19 protein-coding genes are annotated in these 17,362 nt (G+C 50.6%); 10 read left to right on the top strand and 9 right to left on the bottom strand.

Features of this window, described 5'->3' with window-relative positions; genetic code table 11:
• The first annotated feature begins 80 nt into the window (after positions 1-80).
• Positions 81-3,026 (top strand): M16 family metallopeptidase, encoded by a 2,946-nt coding sequence (locus GJJ30_RS13710; protein ID WP_154175730.1) that lies wholly within the window; start codon positions 81-83, stop codon positions 3,024-3,026.
• A gap of 80 nt (positions 3,027-3,106) precedes the next feature.
• Here the strand turns inward: GJJ30_RS13710 and GJJ30_RS13705 are convergent, their stop codons facing one another.
• The 4 genes from GJJ30_RS13705 to GJJ30_RS13690 all read right to left on the bottom strand — a co-directional run bounded on the left by GJJ30_RS13705 (position 3,107) and on the right by GJJ30_RS13690 (position 5,089).
• Positions 3,107-3,454: a translation initiation factor gene (locus GJJ30_RS13705; protein WP_154175729.1), complete on the bottom strand. Its 348-nt coding sequence runs from the start codon at positions 3,452-3,454 to the stop codon at positions 3,107-3,109.
• A 33-nt stretch (positions 3,455-3,487) separates the two neighbouring features.
• Positions 3,488-3,817 (bottom strand): HigA family addiction module antitoxin, encoded by a 330-nt coding sequence (locus tag GJJ30_RS13700; RefSeq protein ID WP_154175728.1) that lies wholly within the window; start codon positions 3,815-3,817, stop codon positions 3,488-3,490.
• Positions 3,818-3,834: 17 nt separating this feature from the next.
• Complete coding sequence (locus tag GJJ30_RS13695; RefSeq protein WP_310588282.1) at positions 3,835-4,110, bottom strand: type II toxin-antitoxin system RelE/ParE family toxin; 276 nt, start codon at positions 4,108-4,110, stop codon at positions 3,835-3,837.
• A 103-nt stretch (positions 4,111-4,213) separates the two neighbouring features.
• Positions 4,214-5,089, bottom strand: coding sequence for a diacylglycerol/lipid kinase family protein (locus GJJ30_RS13690; protein WP_310588245.1), 876 nt, complete (start codon positions 5,087-5,089; stop codon positions 4,214-4,216).
• 156 nt (positions 5,090-5,245) lie between these two features.
• Here GJJ30_RS13690 and GJJ30_RS13685 point away from each other — a divergent pair, with 156 nt between their 5' ends.
• Both GJJ30_RS13685 and GJJ30_RS13680 read left to right on the top strand, forming a co-directional pair.
• A complete protein-coding gene (locus GJJ30_RS13685) occupies positions 5,246-5,677 on the top strand; it encodes a YybH family protein (protein ID WP_154175725.1) in 432 nt (143 codons plus the stop codon).
• Positions 5,678-5,687: 10 nt separating this feature from the next.
• Complete coding sequence (locus GJJ30_RS13680) at positions 5,688-6,095, top strand: MaoC family dehydratase (RefSeq protein ID WP_154175724.1); 408 nt, start codon at positions 5,688-5,690, stop codon at positions 6,093-6,095.
• An 89-nt stretch (positions 6,096-6,184) separates the two neighbouring features.
• On the opposite strand, the gene GJJ30_RS13675 is transcribed toward GJJ30_RS13680, so the two are convergent.
• Positions 6,185-6,364 (bottom strand): BF3379 family histone-like protein, encoded by a 180-nt coding sequence (locus GJJ30_RS13675; RefSeq protein WP_154175723.1) that lies wholly within the window; start codon positions 6,362-6,364, stop codon positions 6,185-6,187.
• Positions 6,365-6,519: 155 nt separating this feature from the next.
• Positions 6,520-7,830: an aminotransferase class I/II-fold pyridoxal phosphate-dependent enzyme gene (locus GJJ30_RS13670; protein WP_310588244.1), complete on the bottom strand. Its 1,311-nt coding sequence runs from the start codon at positions 7,828-7,830 to the stop codon at positions 6,520-6,522.
• A 225-nt stretch (positions 7,831-8,055) separates the two neighbouring features.
• Between GJJ30_RS13670 and accC the strand changes: the two genes are divergently transcribed.
• The 7 genes from accC to meaB all read left to right on the top strand — a co-directional run bounded on the left by accC (position 8,056) and on the right by meaB (position 14,538).
• Complete coding sequence (gene accC, locus GJJ30_RS13665) at positions 8,056-9,555, top strand: acetyl-CoA carboxylase biotin carboxylase subunit (protein WP_154175722.1); 1,500 nt, start codon at positions 8,056-8,058, stop codon at positions 9,553-9,555.
• A gap of 39 nt (positions 9,556-9,594) precedes the next feature.
• Positions 9,595-10,155, top strand: coding sequence for a hypothetical protein (locus tag GJJ30_RS13660; protein ID WP_154175721.1), 561 nt, complete (start codon positions 9,595-9,597; stop codon positions 10,153-10,155).
• A gap of 117 nt (positions 10,156-10,272) precedes the next feature.
• Positions 10,273-10,944 carry a 3-keto-disaccharide hydrolase gene (locus tag GJJ30_RS13655; protein WP_154175720.1) on the top strand — a complete coding sequence of 224 codons (672 nt, stop codon included), beginning with the start codon at positions 10,273-10,275 and terminating at the stop codon, positions 10,942-10,944.
• 155 nt (positions 10,945-11,099) lie between these two features.
• Positions 11,100-11,468 (top strand): hypothetical protein, encoded by a 369-nt coding sequence (locus GJJ30_RS13650; protein WP_154175719.1) that lies wholly within the window; start codon positions 11,100-11,102, stop codon positions 11,466-11,468.
• A 191-nt stretch (positions 11,469-11,659) separates the two neighbouring features.
• Entirely contained in the window at positions 11,660-12,703 is a 1,044-nt protein-coding gene (queA, locus tag GJJ30_RS13645) for a tRNA preQ1(34) S-adenosylmethionine ribosyltransferase-isomerase QueA (protein ID WP_154175718.1), read from the top strand.
• An 81-nt stretch (positions 12,704-12,784) separates the two neighbouring features.
• Complete coding sequence (locus GJJ30_RS13640) at positions 12,785-13,468, top strand: 2-C-methyl-D-erythritol 4-phosphate cytidylyltransferase (RefSeq protein WP_154175717.1); 684 nt, start codon at positions 12,785-12,787, stop codon at positions 13,466-13,468.
• Positions 13,469-13,560: 92 nt separating this feature from the next.
• The gene (meaB, locus tag GJJ30_RS13635; RefSeq protein WP_154175716.1) at positions 13,561-14,538 is read left to right on the top strand and encodes a methylmalonyl Co-A mutase-associated GTPase MeaB; all 978 of its coding nucleotides are present in this window, start codon (positions 13,561-13,563) and stop codon (positions 14,536-14,538) included.
• Here meaB and GJJ30_RS13630 read toward each other — a convergent pair.
• Genes GJJ30_RS13630 through GJJ30_RS13620 form a run of 3 tightly spaced genes read right to left on the bottom strand, consistent with a single transcriptional unit; the run spans position 14,535 to position 17,338 of the window.
• Entirely contained in the window at positions 14,535-15,509 is a 975-nt protein-coding gene (locus GJJ30_RS13630) for an SDR family NAD(P)-dependent oxidoreductase (RefSeq protein WP_154175715.1), read from the bottom strand. The two genes, meaB and GJJ30_RS13630, sit on opposite strands and share 4 nt — an antisense overlap.
• Entirely contained in the window at positions 15,506-16,384 is an 879-nt protein-coding gene (locus tag GJJ30_RS13625) for a lysylphosphatidylglycerol synthase transmembrane domain-containing protein (protein WP_154175714.1), read from the bottom strand. The genes GJJ30_RS13630 and GJJ30_RS13625 overlap by 4 nt, the downstream gene beginning before the upstream one ends.
• Before the next feature lie 9 nt (positions 16,385-16,393).
• The gene (locus tag GJJ30_RS13620) at positions 16,394-17,338 is read right to left on the bottom strand and encodes a glycosyltransferase family 2 protein (RefSeq protein ID WP_154175713.1); all 945 of its coding nucleotides are present in this window, start codon (positions 17,336-17,338) and stop codon (positions 16,394-16,396) included.
• Positions 17,339-17,362: the final 24 nt, after the last annotated feature.

Below are 17,362 nucleotides of genomic sequence, written 5' to 3'. Positions count from 1 at the left end.
TAACAATGAACAATTAACAATGAATGGCTAACGAACTATTCATTGTTAATTGTTCATTTAAAAATAGCTTCCTCATAAACATGAAAACCACCTTTCTTGCGCTGACCGCCTGGCTTTTGGCGGTTCATCTGGTTGTTGCCCAAAAACCGGGGGCGGTTCCGGAGTGGAAAACCGCTACCAGTAACGGCTACTCGTACCGCTACGTGACCAATGACCCCATGAAGACCCGGTTTTATACGCTCAAAAACAGTTTGACGGTCATTCTGAGTGTCAATAAAAAAGAGCCGCGTATTTTCTCGTTCATGCCAACGCGGGCGGGTTCAAATACCGATCCGCGATCCAATACCGGTTTGGCCCATTACCTCGAACACATGCTTTTCAAAGGCACCGATAAATACGGCAGCCTGGATTGGGCCAAAGAAAAACCGCTGCTCGACCAGATCGATGCGCTCTATGAGCGGTATAATAAAACGACGGATACGGTACAGCGGAAGGCCATTTACCGGGAAATCGATCAGAAATCGGGGGAAGCGGCCAAATTTGCCATTGCCAATGAATACGACAAAATGATCGCCAGCATGGGCGCGCAGAATTCCAACGCGTTTACCAGCTACGAGGTGACGTGTTACCTGGAGGACATTCCCGCCAACGCCGTCGACCGTTACCTGGCGCTTCAGGCCGAACGCTTCCGCCAGCCGGTTCTGCGTATTTTTCATACGGAACTGGAAGCAGTTTACGAAGAAAAAAACCGGAGTCTCGACAACGATCCCTGGAAAGTGGAAGAAGTGCTGATGGCGGCTTTGTTTCCGGTTCATAACTACGGCCAGCAAACCACGATCGGGACGGTGGAACACCTGAAAAATCCGTCGCTGGTTGAAATCCGGAATTACTTTACGAAGTATTACGTGCCCAACAACATGGCAATCATCATGGCGGGCGATCTGAATCCGGATGATTTAATCAAAAAGATTGACCAGAAATTCAGTTTCTGGCAACCGAAAGAAGTCCAGTTGTACAAACCCGCTCCCGAGGCTCCGTTGACGCAGATTCAAACCCGCGAGGTGTTCGGCCCCACGCCCGATAATGTCCGGATTGGCTACCGCATTCCGGGCGCGCTGGATGTCAAATCGTCGCTGCTGGCCACGCTGGCCGACGAAGTGATGTCGAACTCGGCGGCCGGTTTGATCGACCTGAACCTGAACAAGCAGCAGAAAATTCTGGGTGGCGGCTCAACGCTCGAAAAGCTGAAGGCTTATTCGGTCTGGTCGTTGTCGGGACGGCCTAAAAAAGGTCAGACGCTCGAGGAAGTCAAAGACCTGTTGATTGGTCAGGTGGAAAAGTTGAAACGCGGGGAGTTTGACGAAAAAATCCTGCGGGCCATCATCAACAATTACAAGCTCAACGCCATTCGGGCGCTGGAAAACAACTACAGCCGGGTAAGCCCGTTGCTGGATGCGTTCGTCAACGACAAAGGCGAAAGCTGGGTCAGCTACACCCGACGGCTGGATGACATGGGCAAAATCACCAAAAAAGAGGTCGTCGATTTTGCCAATCAGTGGTTTAAAGACAATTACGTGATTGTTTACAAACGCAAAGGCGAGGATAAGAGCATTCAGAAGGTCGACAAACCGACCATTACGCCCGTTGCCACCAATACCGACAAGCAATCGCCTTTTCTGCAAACGGTTAACGATATGCCGATGGCTCCGGTAAAACCGGTCTGGCTTGATTACAAGAAAGATGTGAAACGCGGAAAAGCCGGAATTGCCGATGTATTGTATGCCCCCAACGTTGAAAACCAGATTTTCCGACTGGGTTACCGGCTGAAACTGGGTACTTACCACAGCAAACTGTTGGGTCTGGCAACGCAATATCTGTCGTTTTTGAGCACGGATAAGTTGAGCGCCGAGCAGGTTAGCACCGAATTCTACAACCTGGCCTGCGGTTATTCCATTCAGGCCAGCACCGATTACACGACCATCCGGCTGAGCGGTTTACAGGAAAACTTTGCCCCCGCCGTGAAACTTCTCGAAACGCTGATTCGCACCTGCAAACCCGACGAAAAAGCGCTGGAAGAACTCAAAGGGCGGATGCTGAAACAGCGCGCCGACACCAAACTGAGTAAACAATCGATCATGCAGGGGTTGATGCAGTACGCGCAATACGGCCCGAAAAATCCGTTCAACAATCAATTGACCAACGACGAACTTCAGAAAGTGACGGCTACGGAACTGGTGGCGTTTATCCACGGTTTGATTGATCTGCCGCATACGATTATTTATTACGGACCAGAACCGCTGGCGGCTTTTGAGAAACAGATCGTCACTTTACATAAACTTCCGGCTGCGTTTGCCACTGTTCCGAAAAAGCAGGTTTTCACGCAAGTAGCGCAACAGGAAAACCAGGTGCTGTTTGCGGATTACGACATGGTTCAGTCCGAAATTTCGTGGGTTCGGAATACCAAAGTGTTCGACCCAGCTCAGACTCCCATCGTTGAATTTTACAACAACTATTTCGGGGGTGGTATGGCTTCGGTCGTTTTTCAGACGCTCCGGGAATCGAAAGCACTGGCGTATTCGACGTATGCTTACTACAATACGCCCTCCAAAAAAGATGAACAATATACGCTCATCGGTTACATTGGTAGTCAGGCCGACAAACTTCCCGAAGCCATCGGCGGCATGAACGAATTATTGAATGCGTTGCCGGAATCGCCGGTGGCGCTGGATGCCGCCAAAAAAGGACTGAAAAAAGGCTACGAAACGGAGCGGATTTTGCAGGATGCCGTCATTTACAATTATTTATCCGCCGAAGAGAAAGGGCTTGATTACGACGAACGCCAGAAGATTTACGAATCGCTCGACCAACTCAGCTTCACCGACCTGAAGAAGTTCAGCGACGAATACCTCGCCAACAAACCCTATACCTACTGCATCGTTGCCTCCGAAAAGCGCGTCAACCCCGCCGATTTGAATAAATACGGTAAGGTTATCAAACTATCACTGGAAGAAATTTTCGGATATTGAATGATGAGTTATGAATGATGAACGATGAATTACTGCGTTAGCCCATTCATCGTTCATCATTCATAATCCATAATTCCTCCTCATCCCCCCGCTTTCTTCGCCTTATACCCTTTCCCCGTCAGCCACGCCAGGACTTTGTCGCGGTGATCGCCCTGAATCAGAATTTCGCCGTCCTTGGCCGAACCACCGGAGCCACAGGCGGTTTTTAATTGCTTGGCCAGCTCGGTCAAATCGGCGTCGGTTCCAATAAAATCCCGAACGGCGGTAACGACCTTTCCTCCACCCTTTCGGTCGAGCCAGATTTTCAGGTTTTGCTGCGCCGGTTTCAATGTCTCTGCTTCCGATTCGCCGGATTGATACGCGTAATCCGGATCGGTGGAATACACGATTCCGAAGCGGGATTTATCGCTGGTGTTTTTCTTGCTCATGGTTCTGAGAAATTCCCCTGCTTCAATGCGCTCTTAGAGGGATTGGGTTGCCAAATTTGCCGGTTTCCAAAACACGCGCACTTTACTGGTGTCTACTTTGCGCCGTGCCTGCGCAAGATCGTAGTTTTCCTGCACAGAAAGCCAAAATTCCGGTGTTGTGTTGGCAAATGCAGCCGCCAAACGAATCGCCATTTCAGGTGTTACGCTTTGCTTGCAGTTAATAATGGCTGAAAGTGTTTTTCGGGTTGTACCTAGTCCATCGGCAACTTCCTGCACAGTCAATTTTTGACCGGTTTCCTCCCGCAAACCTTCAATTGTTTCACGAATCAATTCGCCCGGATGGGCTGGAGCAAAGAGTGCCATATTTACGTTTTTGTGTTTCAGTGATAATCCAGGTAATCCACATCGCAGGCATTTTCACCGTCGAAACGAAAAATAATTCTATAATTACCCGATACTTTTACGGAATAAAACCCTTGCAAATCGCCGGAAAGCGCATGGAATTTATATCCTGGCTGATCCAATTCTTGCGCACTGGAAGCTGCCTCCAAACGGGTCAAAATCATTTTTATTTTCTGAACATGCAGTTGATGAAGCTTTGAACGATCGCCTTTTAAAGCGTATAATTCCAGACCTTTGTGTCGGTAACTGACAATAATAACAATATAGTAACGTGAAACGTGCCAGGTAGCAAGAAAAAATTTATTGCTTTTGCAAGCAATAATATAAATAACTTTCGTCGCAATTTCTAAAAAAATTTTACCGAATCACCAGCAAACTCGACGGAACCACTTGCACCATCGCAGTAGCGGTTTCCAGCAAAATGGGCTCGCCATCGACGTGAATCAACAACGGCTCCGCCCCTTTCACTTCCACGGATCGGGCGGGCCGAACGCTCAGGTAACTGGACTGATCGAGTGTTTTATTGAAAAGCTGCCACGCCAGCATCGCAACCGCCTGACGGGGAAACGGTTTCAGATAACAAACGTCCAGCAAACCATCGGAAACGTTGGCTTTCGGCGCAATCCAGGCGTTGTTCCCAAACTGCCCAGCGTTGGCAACCGTCAGCGAAAATAAGGTGTGGCTTTGCCGGTCAATTTCGTAGGCGACCGGTTTGTAATGCCAAAACGCCTGGTATGCCGTTCGGATGTACGTCGGCAATCCCCGCACCGGTTGTTTGGCAAACGCGTGGGCGACGTAGGCATCAAACCCGATACCGGTGGTACAAAAGAAAGGATGCTCGTTGATTCGGCCACTGTCAATCACCACCGGTCGGCCATTGACGGCCTGTTCGATGGCTTTCCGGGGATTGAGCGATAAACCCAGGTGTCGGGCCAGGCCATTTCCCGAGCCAACCGGCACAATTCCCAAAGCGGTTTGCGAGTTCAGAATGGCCCGGGCGGTTTCGTTCACCGAGCCGTCGCCCCCAATAATCACTACCCGGCGAATCCCCGCCCGCATGGCGTTGGCGGCCAGTTCCGTTGCGTGACCCGGGTGTTGGGTAAAAACCGCTTCGGGCGTAAAACCGGCGTCGGTGGCTTTTTTCAGCAAAAATTGAATCCAGTTCTGTTTGTCCTGAATCGAAGCGGTGCCCGATAACGGATTGACAATCGCCAGCAAAGTTGGTTGCGCCACGATCAGGAAAAGAAAATAAACAGAATCAGAATAAACACAATGATAAAAACATAATACCAGCCATCCGAAAAGATGTAGGGCTTATATTCTTCGTAAAATTTGCGGATTTTATTCATTAGTATTGGGGAATTATACGCCATCAAAGTTCGGTATAAAATGAAAAAACTAGGTAGCCTATTCCTTTTTTTGTTGGTAATCACCGCATCTCAGGCTCAGACACCAGCTGACCGGAAAGCGATTCTCGGCATTCTGGATCGTCAAACCGCCGACTGGAACGCCGGAAACACGACGGCTTTTATGAACGGCTACTGGCAATCGGACTCGCTGACGTTCATCGGCAAAGTTGGCGTCACCTACGGCTATGAGGCCACGTTGAGTAATTACAAACGGCGCTATCCCGACCGGGCGTCGATGGGAACGTTGAAGTTTACGATTCTCAAGCTGGAGTTTCAGGCCCCGACGGTGGCGTATGTCATCGGGAAATTTCACCTGACACGCCCGAAAGTTGGCGATGCGGAAGGGTATTTTACCTTACTTTGGCGAAAAATGAACGGGAAATGGGTCATCGTCAGTGACCACTCCAGCTAATCGTGATGTTATGACAACTTTTGAGTTAAACGCCGTTCACCGGCACACGTTCCGTTTTTCGCAGACTGACGTGGAAGCTTTTGCGAAAGTAACCGGCGACGACAATCCGCTGCACCTCGACCCGGTTTTTGCCGCTCAGACTCCTTTTAAGCGCCCCATTATTCACGGCATGCTGGGCGCCAGCGTGTTTACCAAAGTACTGGGAACGGAGTTTCCGGGGCATGGCTCGGTGTACCTGAAACAAACGCTCGAATTCCTGCGGCCGATGTTTGTCGACGCCGACTACGAAGCGGTTTTTACGGTGATCTCGACCAATCCCGACAAGCATACCGCCGAAGTCTCGACCGAAATCAAAGACCAGCAAACCGGGAAACTGACGACGCGGGGCGTGGCGACGCTGATGTATAAAAAAGGATAAGTCAACTGAAAATTGGAACCCGGTTTTCCCATAACCAAACAAGCCCGGCGAAATTCGCCGGGCTTGTTTGATCTGGAGCCAGATCGGGTTTACGCTTTCGCATTTTTCTGACCCTGAACTTCAGAACGAATCTCCTGAGCCAGTGTTTTCAGATCTTGCATGCCTTTACGTACTCGCGTCCCTGCTGCCTGGTTGCCTTTTTCGTAGAATTTCTCGAAATCACCTTCCAGAGAGGTCACCAAATTTTTTATTTCATCGAAGCGTGCCATAACAGAATGTATGGGGTTTAAGTTGTGAAAAATGCCCTATAACGCTCAAAAACCGCGTTTTTGACGAAATATACGCATTCTATTATTCCACGCAAGAATTCGGCAAAAAAAAACGTTGGAAAAGTCCAAATAAAGCACGTTTCCTTACTAAACGGTTATTCAGCGGCCGTTTTTGCGACTTCTGAGGGCATTACATCCCCTCCAATCACCATCAGGTGGGCATTTTCGCGATAATAGCCCCGATTCAGTTTTTCAGACACGTCACTAAACGCATTCAGGGTATGTTCGACGTCTTCGAGCGAGTGAGCCGCCGTCGGGATGATCCGCAACATAATGACCCCTTTCGGCACCACCGGATACACGACGATCGAGCAGAAAACGCCCATGTTCTCGCGTAGATCCCGAACCAGAACACCCGCTTCCGAAACACCGCCTTCGCTTTGCAGCAAAACCGGGGTTACGGGGGAAGTCGTATCGCCAATGTTCAATCCGCGTGCCCGCAAACCGTCCTGCATGGCCCGAACATTTTCCCACAGCTTCTCGCGCAGCTCAGGGTGGTTCTTGATGAGTTCAAGCCGCTTCATTGCGCCAACGACGTAAGGCATCGGCAGCGCCTTTGCGTACGTTTGTGAACGCATGTTGTACTTCAGGTACATAATGATGTCGTGGTTACCGGCAATGAAGGCCCCAATGGCTGCCATCGATTTGGCAAATGTGGAGAAGTACAGGTCGATGCCGTCCTGACACCCCTGCAATTCGCCAACCCCAGCCCCCGTCGCGCCCATCGTTCCGAAACCGTGCGCGTCGTCGACCAGCAATTTAAAATCGTATTTTTCCTTCAGCGCCACGATGCCCTTCAGGTTGCCGACTTTGCCCGACATCCCGAACACGCCTTCCGTAATCACCAGAATGCCCCCGCCTTTTTCGGCGGCTTTTTTAGTAGCCCGCTGTAAATTTTTCTCCAGACTTTCTATGTCGTTGTGGTTGAATTTGTAGTATTCGCCCATCTTGGCTTTGTGCAGCCGGATACCGTCGATCAGACAGGCATGACACTCGGCGTCGTACACAATCACATCGCGGTGATCGACAACGGCTTCGATCGCCGACATGACGCCCTGGTAGCCGTAATTGAGCAGGAAAGAATCTTCCTTGCCCACAAACTCGGCCAGTTGCTTTTCCAATTCTTCGTGAAGATTCGAATTTCCGGACATCATCCGGGCACCCATTGGATATGCTAACCCCCATTCGGCCGCAGCTTCGGCATCGACTTTCCGAACTTCCGGGTGATTGGCCAATCCCAAATAATTATTCAAACTCCAGTTGAGCATTTTCTGGCCCCGAAACCTCATGTGCGGCCCTAATTCGCCTTCCAGCTTCGGAAATGCAAAATAATGGTGTGCGTTAAACTCCCGCGAGGACGACCCGATGGGTCCGAGGTTGGTGCGTAATTTCTCAAATAAATCCACTTTATTGCGCTATTTACCGGTTTATAATGAGTTTGTTAACCACATAAGTACAAAAGTAAATTAAAATCCGCCAACCGCCAAGCCGCACCTGGTTTTAGAAATAACGGGCAGAAATTAGGAGCGGGCAGTGAGAAGTATATTTTTGTAAGCGCATTTCTTTTCGGTTCTGTACCGTTCAACTACCCGATTCGCGCCGAAAAAGAACGATCAATGTATGCCAGCCCGATGACCAAAATTCACAAACTTCTTGTTGCCAACCGGGGCGAAATTGCCCTGCGGATTATGCGAACCGCCCGCGAAATGGGCATTCCAACCGTTGCCATTTACAGCGAAGCCGACCGCGCGTCGCTCCATGTCCGGTATGCCGACGAAGCCGTTTGCGTGGGTCCGCCCCCCTCTTCCGAATCTTACCTGAAAATCGATACGGTCATTGAAGCCTGTAAAAAAACCGGTGCCAACGCAATTCATCCGGGGTACGGTTTTTTGTCGGAAAATGCCGGGTTTGCGCGGGCGGTTCGGAACGCCGGGCTGATTTTCGTCGGGCCTTCGCCGGAGTCGATCGAGGTTATGGGCAGCAAGCTGGCCGCCAAGGCTGCGGTAGCCTCCTACAACATTCCGATGGTTCCGGGCACGCCCGAGGCCATTACAGACCGCGAGGAGGCCAAGAAAACCTCGGCCCGGATCGGCTACCCCATCCTGATCAAAGCCAGCGCGGGCGGGGGTGGCAAAGGCATGCGGATCGTGGAACGGGAAGAAGATTTTGACGAAGGCATGAACCGCGCTGTGAGTGAAGCCACTTCGGCCTTCGGCGACGGATCGGTTTTTATCGAGAAATACGTTACCTCGCCCCGACACGTTGAAATTCAAGTACTTGGCGATCAGCACGGCAACATTATCCATTTGTTCGAGCGCGAGTGCTCGGTGCAGCGCCGACACCAGAAAGTGGTGGAAGAAGCGCCGTCGTCGGTGTTAACGCCCGAAATCCGGGCCGAAATGGGGCGCTGTGCGGTCGAAGTGGCGAGGGCCTGCGGCTATTACGGCGCCGGAACGGTGGAGTTCATCGTCGACGACCAGCTGAATTTTTATTTTCTGGAAATGAACACCCGGCTTCAGGTCGAACACCCGGTGACGGAGCAGATCACGGGCATCGATCTGGTGAAGCAGATGATCTATATTGCGGAAGGAAAACCGCTGGAAATCAAACAGGAAGACCTGGAAATCAACGGCCACGCCATCGAAATCCGCGTTTACGCCGAAGATCCCGCCAACAACTTCCTGCCCGACGTCGGCACGCTCGAAACGTACGTGCGGCCCCAGGGAAACGGCATTCGGGTTGATGACGGTTTTGAGCAGGGCATGGCCATTCCGATTTATTACGATCCGATGATTGCCAAGCTGGTCGCTTACGGTGCCACCCGCGCCGAAGCCATCGAAAAGATGATCCGGGCCATCGACGAATACCGGATCACGGGCGTCCAGACGACCCTGCCGTTCTGCCGGTTTGTGATGCAGCACGACGCGTTCCGGTCCGGTCAGTTCGACACCCATTTTGTTAACCATTACTTTACGCCCGACAAACTGACTTCGGAAACATCGGCGGAGGAAACGCAATTGGCAGGGGTGCTGGCGGCCTGGTTATTCGAAAATAGCCAGCCCAAACCCGAAACTGCTGCGCTTGGCTCGACGCAGCGAAGCAGCAAATGGAAAGAACGACGGCTCCGGTAGCCGCTGCGGTTTTTGCGGTTCCCGACAAAGCGATCAATAATGTTTACGCAAAATATCCGGTTTTACCTCGAACTGGCGGCCCGGTTCTACGTATTTCTCATCATGAATGTGTACGGCTGGGCCAAAATGACGGGCCACCAGTTTTACCGACCCGGTCATTTCCCGGAAAGGGCGGCTCAGATTCCGTTAGCCGAAGCCAGCGGTTTTGATCTGGCCTGGGCCTTTTTTGGGCATTCGACGGCCTATATTTTATTCATTGGCATTGGGCAGGTCATTGGTGCCGGGTTGTTACTCTGGAACAAAACGAAACTAATCGGCATCGCAATCCTCCTCCCGATTTTACTGAACATCGTGGTCGTTGATATTTTCTTTGAGATTGAAATCGGGGCCATGTTCGTTGCATTGAGCTGTTTACTGCTATTGCTGCTTGTTTTGGCCTTAAACCGATCCACTCTGCAAGCTATGTTTGCGGTGGCCTGGCAAAAACCGGCCTCCCAAAAGGTAGCCCTGCGCGAGCGGGTGAAGGCAACGGTTTTCGCGCTGATCCTGCTGGTGCTGCTTTTTGTTCTCGAAAATTTGCTGGCCCGATTCGCCGGATAGCGAGGCTGTTCCATTTGCTTCCGTCAAAAAAATGGAACAATCGGTAAGTAACAACTGAAGTAATTAAGACGGTTGTGTAACTTAGCAGCGGAAATAAAACAGATTCCAATAAACCCTATGAAAAACCTGGTAGTTATTCTGTGTGTAGCGCTCCTGTCTGGGGCCTGCTCAAAATCGTCAACAACGAAAACCGCATCCGGTGGAAAAGCCGCCAAACCGGAAAAAGGCTGGATCAGTCTCTTCGACGGCAAATCGTTCGACGGCTGGAAAGTGGGTAAAAATGCCGATTCGTTTAAAATCGAAGATGGCGCCATTGCGGTGAACGGCCCCGTTGGCCACCTGTTCTACATGGGTCCGGTGAAAGATCACAACTTTAAAAACTTTCAGTTCAAAGCCAAAGTGATGACCCTGCCGGGTTCCAACTCCGGTATGTATTTTCACACGCAGTACCAGGAGGAAAGCTGGCCTAAAAAAGGCTTTGAAGTTCAGGTTAACAACTCGCACACCGACTGGCGCCGGACGGCCAGCCTGTACGCCATTCAGGACGTGAAAGAAACTTACGTCAAAGACAATGAGTGGTATACCGAAGAGATTATGGTTCAGGGCAAAAAAGTAACCATCAAAATCAACGACAAGGTGGTGAACGAATACACCGAACCCGAAGGTGTCGAGCGGCCGAAAGACATGTCCGAGCGCAAAATCGGCAGCGGAACGTTCGCCCTGCAGGCCCACGATCCCAAAAGCAAGGTTTACTACAAAGACATCATGGTGAAGGTGTTGCCTGATTGAGTAGGAAAAAGAGCATAGAGTATAGACAAGAGAGGAAAGATAAAAGGTAGTGTTTACTATTTTTTGTCTTTCCTCTCTTGTCTATACTCTATGCTCTTTTTCAAAACATCTTCCGCGCTTCCGGGTTTCTTAACTATCAAATAACGAGAAACACCATGCATCATTTCGAAACCCTCACGGAAGCAATGGAAAGTCTGCGGGAGCGCGGCTACACACACGATTTCAAACCTAAACGGGATTACCTGGAAGAAACCGGCACCGGTTTAAAGTTAAAAAGTGAAGAAATTAATGTCGATGAATTTCACCGGTTCGAAGGCACGTCCGACCCCGGTGACGAAATGACGCTCTACGCGATTTCGACGACCAACGGCATGAAAGGCGTCTTTGTGTCGGCTCAGGGCACATATGCCAACGAAGTAACGCCGGAATTAATGCAAAAATTTTCGATTGCCGAACGGGCAGAAACCAACACAGAAGGCGCTGTAAAGCCCATTCACGCGATTGGACTGGAAGCAAACGAATAGGAAGCAGCAAGCCGTTTACACGATTTACTTGCAATCGCCCCCCCGCGCAACGTATATTTGCCGGTGACCGTCTGCAAGTACCGTGTTTTTTCAGGAAAAAGCCACGAAATGTAATCGGCTCATCGTCAACTGCTAACTGTTTTTTTGCTAATTTTGCGCTCTTTTAAAAGAGATGCTCTTTTCATGACCGTATGAAGCTGTCCGAATTTAGGTTTGACTTACCCCAAAGTCTTGTTGCCTTGTATCCGCCCGAACGTGGGGAAGCGCGGCTGATGGTTGTTGATCGGAAAACAAAAACCATCGAACATAAACAGTTCTCCGACATCCTGTCTTATTTTGGTGACGGCGACGTGATGGTGATCAACAATACCAAGGTGTTCCCGGCACGGCTTTACGGTAATAAAGAAAAAACCGGTGCTAAAATTGAAGTTTTTCTGCTGCGTGAACTGAACCGCGAAATGCGGTTGTGGGACGTTCTGGTCGATCCGGCCCGGAAAATCCGGGTGGGAAATAAGTTGTATTTCGGTGATAGCGACCTGGTTGCGGAAGTAATCGATAACACCACTTCGCGCGGACGGACGATCCGGTTTTTGTTTGAAGGCTCGCACGAAGAGTTCATGAAAGCCATCGACGAACTGGGCGAAACGCCCCTGCCCCGGGAAATCAAGCGCAAAACCGAAGATTCTGACCGCGACCGGTATCAGACCATTTTTGCCCAGCACGTTGGCGCCGTTGCCGCTCCGACGGCCGGTATGCACTTCACGAAAACCATCATGAAGCGCATGGAAATCAAGGGGATCCACTTTGCACCAATTACCCTGCACGTGGGTTTGGGAACCTTCCGGACTGTCGACGTCGAAGATCTGACCAAGCACAAAACCGACTCGGAAAATTACTCGATTCAGGAATCGGCGGCATCCATTGTCAACGAAGCGCTGGACAACAATAAGCGGGTATGCGCCGTTGGAACGACCTCACTCAAAGCCATTGAGTCGTCGGTTTCGGCCAACGGTCGGCTGAAATCGGTGGAAGGCTGGACGGACCGGTTTATTTTTCCGCCCTATGATTTTAAAATCGCCAATTCCTTGCTGACCAATTTTCATCTGCCGGAATCCATTCTGATCATGATGACGAGCGCGTTTGGGGGGTATGATCTCATCAAACAAGCCTACGAAGTTGCCATTCAGGAGAAGTACAAATTCTTCAGTTACGGCGACGCAATGTTGATTCTTTAAATTGATAAGAGATGTTAGACAAGAGAATAGAGACTACGGAAAAGTCTCTATTCTCTTGTCTTTTTTCTTTACTCTCTTTCCATGATAACCCGTTTCGCCATCATTGTCGCCGGAGGCAGCGGCAGTCGGATGGGCATTGATTCGCCGAAGCAGTTTTTACCCATTGGCGGTTTACCCATTCTGATGCACACCATTCGGCGGTTTCGTTCCTATTCAGCTGATTTACAGATTATTCTTGTTTTGCCTGCGGTACAAATACCGGTTTGGGAAGAATTGTGCCGTCAGTATCAGTTTGATGAACCGGTGGTGATTGTTCCGGGCGGTGCCACGCGGTTTCAGAGTGTCCGCAATGGCCTGGCGCAGATCCAGACCACCGACGGCCTGGTGGCGGTTCACGACGGGGTTCGCCCTTTTGTGACGATTGACATCATTCGCCACGGTTTTGAAACCGCCGAACGTTTGGGAAGTGCCGTTACCTGCGTAGCGCTGAAAGATTCAGTTCGTCTCGTTGAGCCTGATGGCCGCAGCCGGGCCGTTGAACGGGTGAATTACCGACTGATTCAAACCCCGCAAACCTTTCAGCTGGCACTTTTCAAAACCGCTTTTCAAACGGCTGAACAGCCCTTTTTCACCGACTGCGCCAGTGTCGTTGAACACGCCGGTTTTCCAATCACACTCATCGATGGTTCTTACGACAATATTAAAATCACCACGCCCGAAGATTTAGAAATTTCAGAGCAGAAATTACGATTAAAACAGATTTGAGAAGAAAGACAAGAGAGTAAAGACCTACCCGTAAAATCTTTACTCTCTTGTCTTTTCTCTCTTGTCTTTTCTCTCTATTCTTATTCGAACTCATGCGCCGATTCCCTCCTGATCACTACATTTCCGGCATTCGCTCCGGCGACCGGCTGGTGCTCAGCCGGGCCATTACACTGGTGGAGAGCCAGTTGGAAAGCGATCAGGAACTGGCGTTAGCGGTTTTGGAGCAGGTTTTACCGCAGACAGGCCAGTCCATTCGGGTGGGGATTACGGGCGTTCCGGGGGTGGGAAAAAGTACATTTATCGAAGCATTCGGGAAATACCTGACCGGAGCCGGAAAAAAAGTAGCGGTTTTAGCCATCGATCCCACCAGCCAACGGTCACACGGCAGTATTCTGGGCGACAAAACCCGTATGGAAACCTTGTCGATGGACCCGCTGGCCTACATTCGGCCGACGCCTTCCGGCGGGTCGCTGGGGGGAGTTGCCAACAAAACCCGGGAAACGATGCTGCTCTGCGAAGCGGCCGGATTTGAGGTCATCCTGATCGAAACCGTGGGCGTGGGACAATCCGAAACGCTGGTGCACGGCATGGTCGATTTTTTTCTGCTGCTGATGCTGGCGGGCGCGGGCGACGAACTTCAGGGCATGAAACGCGGCATCATGGAACTGGCTGACGCCATCGCCATCACGAAAGCCGACGGCGATAATGCCAACGCTGCCGAACACGCCAGACTGGACTATCAGAACGCGCTGCACCTCTTCCCTCCTGCCGCAACGGGCTGGATACCACCGGTTTTAACTTGCTCAGCGCTCCAGAATCAGGGAATTGTCGACCTCTGGCAAATCATTACCGACCATCAGCGTCTCCTGATGGAGAACGGTTACCGCGACCAAAACCGGCAACAGCAAAACCTGGACTGGCTGCACAGCACCGTCCGGCAGCGGTTGGAAAACCGGTTTTACGCCCAACCCGGTATGCGGGCAAAGCTAACGGAAATTGAAGACGCCGTGCGAAATGGTGAAATTCTGCCTTTGCAGGGTGCCCGGCGCTTAATGAATTTCTCTCCTTAATATTCCTCTGTGGCCAGACTGTAATTTAGCCGCGACCGATACCATTCCACAAACCGGCGAATGCCTTCTTCAATCCGAACAGATGGCTGATATCCAATCAGTTGAGACGCTTTTGCAATATCAGCATACGTCAGCTGAACATCACCGGGTTGCATCGGCAGGCGGTTTATCCGGGCGGTTTCGCCCACGGCCCGTTCGATCACATGAATCAGATCCGCCAACGAAATGGGGTCAGAACCACCAATATTCAGCACTTCGTATCCTTTCAGATTCTCCAGCGACTGGATGATGCCATTGACAATATCCTCGACGTATGTGTAGTCACGTGAGGTTGAACCGTCACCGAAAACGGTGATGGGCCGTCCATTCAGAATACTGTCCGTAAACTGACTGATGGCCATTTCGGGGCGCTGCCGGGGGCCATAAACGGTAAAAAAACGCAGGCAAAAAATATCAAAACCGTACAGGTGGTGGAAGGTATGGCACAGCAACTCGGCGGCCCGTTTGGAAGCTGCATAGGGCGACAGGGGTCGGTCAGCCGTATCGGTTTCCAGAAACGGAACTTGCTGAGAGTCTCCATAAACCGATGAGGAAGAGGCAAATACCATTTTTTTTACCTGCCAGCGTTGCATGGCCTGCAAAACCGTCAGCGTACCGTTTACGTTGACGTCATAATACAAACCCGGGTCCTGAACCGACGGCCGGACGCCCGCCCGCGCGGCCAGATGAACGACCGCGTCGAAGGCATAATTCTGAAATAACGTATCGATCAGTTCCGAATCGCGGATATCGCCTTCGTGGAAGTGGTACTCCGGATCGTTCAACGTTTCCTGAACGTTTCGCCATTTGATATCCGGATCGTAATAGCTATCCAAATTGTCAAGACAAATCACCCGATGACCTTCTTCCAGTAATTGTTTGGCTAAGCTAGAACCGATGAATCCTGCCCCGCCAGTTAGTAAAATAATCATGAACTGAGGTCTTTCGTTAAAGTTGCTGATTGAAAACTGTATACATGACCCGCCAGTGATACCACGGCCGTAATCAGGTAAAACAATAAACTCACGGAAACAGCCGCGTCGGCGGGCACATTTAACACCTGAGCACCTATTAAAAAGGTCAGTTCCCGCGCCCCTGCTCCGCCAATGGTGAACGGAATGGTGGCCACAATCGATGAAAACAGAAACACTAATACATACGTTTCCGGTTTTCCCTGCGCTTCAATGGCCTGCAGCAAAGCCAGAATTTCCAGCATCTGAAGTCCCTGAACCAGGCCGGACCAATCGATCGAACGTTCAAAAACCGGATAAAAAGCGGGCATAAACCGTTCCATCAGTTTTTTGGCCCCAAAATGAAAAACCGGTATACACAACAGCCAAAGCCATCCGATCTGATATTCCAGCCAAAGCGACACTTCCGGAACCACCACCACAAAAACCGCCAGGGCATATACCAATGGTAATAAACCAATCAGTCGATCGATTAGCGTCGCACCTATTAAAACCTTAACCGATGTTCCGGTCAGACGGTTCAATAAAAAAACCTTATATCCGTCGCCACCAATGCCGCCCGGTAAAAAAAGGTTGTAATACATCCCCAACCAGTACAGTTTCAGGTTGGGCAACCGACGCAACCGCAGGTTAACCTGAGCAAACAGCACCCTCAACCGCTCGGCCGATGCGACTTTTGACAAAATGAATAAAACCGTTGCCACCACCAACCAGAATACGTTGGCCTGGGTCAGAACGTCCCAAACCCGTTCTGGTTCAACCTTGCGGAAAACCAGCCACAACGACAGGACCGATAACGCAATTTTAAGAGCGGTTTTCAGAAAGCCCGGCATCATTCCACTTCATTAAACCAGCTCAGACTTGTAAATCCGTCGAATTTTATACGGTTTTTTATCCTGAGATTCATAATATGTTCGCATCTGTAATTCAGTCATGATACCGAATGTAATTAGTTGGATACCCGCCAGAACGAGTATGGTTCCAAGAATCAGCAATGGCCGACCCCAGATGTCGTTGCCCATGAGTTTCAAAATGAGCAGATAACCGTTGATCAGCAGCCCCGCCATCAATGCAATAAGCCCCCAGTTACCGAACAGGTGCATCGGTTTTCGGAGGTATTTTTTCATGAACAGCATCAGGATCAGGTCGCTGACTACTTTCAGGGTTCGTCCCAGGCCATATTTGGATTGACCAATTCGGCGAGGATGATGCTGTACGTCGGTTTGCGTCATTCGCGCTCCTTCCAGCCGGGCCAGCACCGGAATAAACCGGTGCAGTTCGCCGTACAGTCCCAGATTTTTGGCCAGATCTGCCCGGAATACCTTCAGGGCACAACCGTAATCTTTCAGGTGAACGCCCGATGTTTGCCGGATAACCCAGTTGGCAATACGGCTGGGAAGTTTCCGAAGTAGTGCTCCGTCCTGCCGGTTGGCCCGAATGCCGGCCACCAGGTCATAATCGCCTTCTTCGGCCAGCCGAACCATCATGGGAATGTCGGCGGGGTCATTTTGCAGATCCCCGTCCATGGTAACAATGAATTGTCCCTTTGCCACGTCGATACCGGCGGCCAATGCCAGACTCTGCCCGTAATTTGTTTGCAGGTCAACCACGATCAGTCGGTCATTGTGCACGGATTTCAGTTCGGCCAGCGTCCGATCGGAAGAGCCATCATTGACGTATACAATCTCAAAATTGTAACCAACCAATGCCCGCTCGATCTGCTCGATCATCGGAAAAATATTCCCTTCTTCATTGTAGACACAGATTACGATCGAAAGGTACGGTTGCATAAATATTATTTTTTCAAATCGAGG

The sequence above is a fragment of the Larkinella terrae genome, from assembly GCF_009668025.1.
GTDB classification, from domain to species: Bacteria; Bacteroidota; Bacteroidia; order Cytophagales; family Spirosomataceae; genus Larkinella; species Larkinella terrae.
Note: the sequence above shows the minus strand (reverse complement) of the source record. Positions and strands in the feature narration are given on the sequence as shown.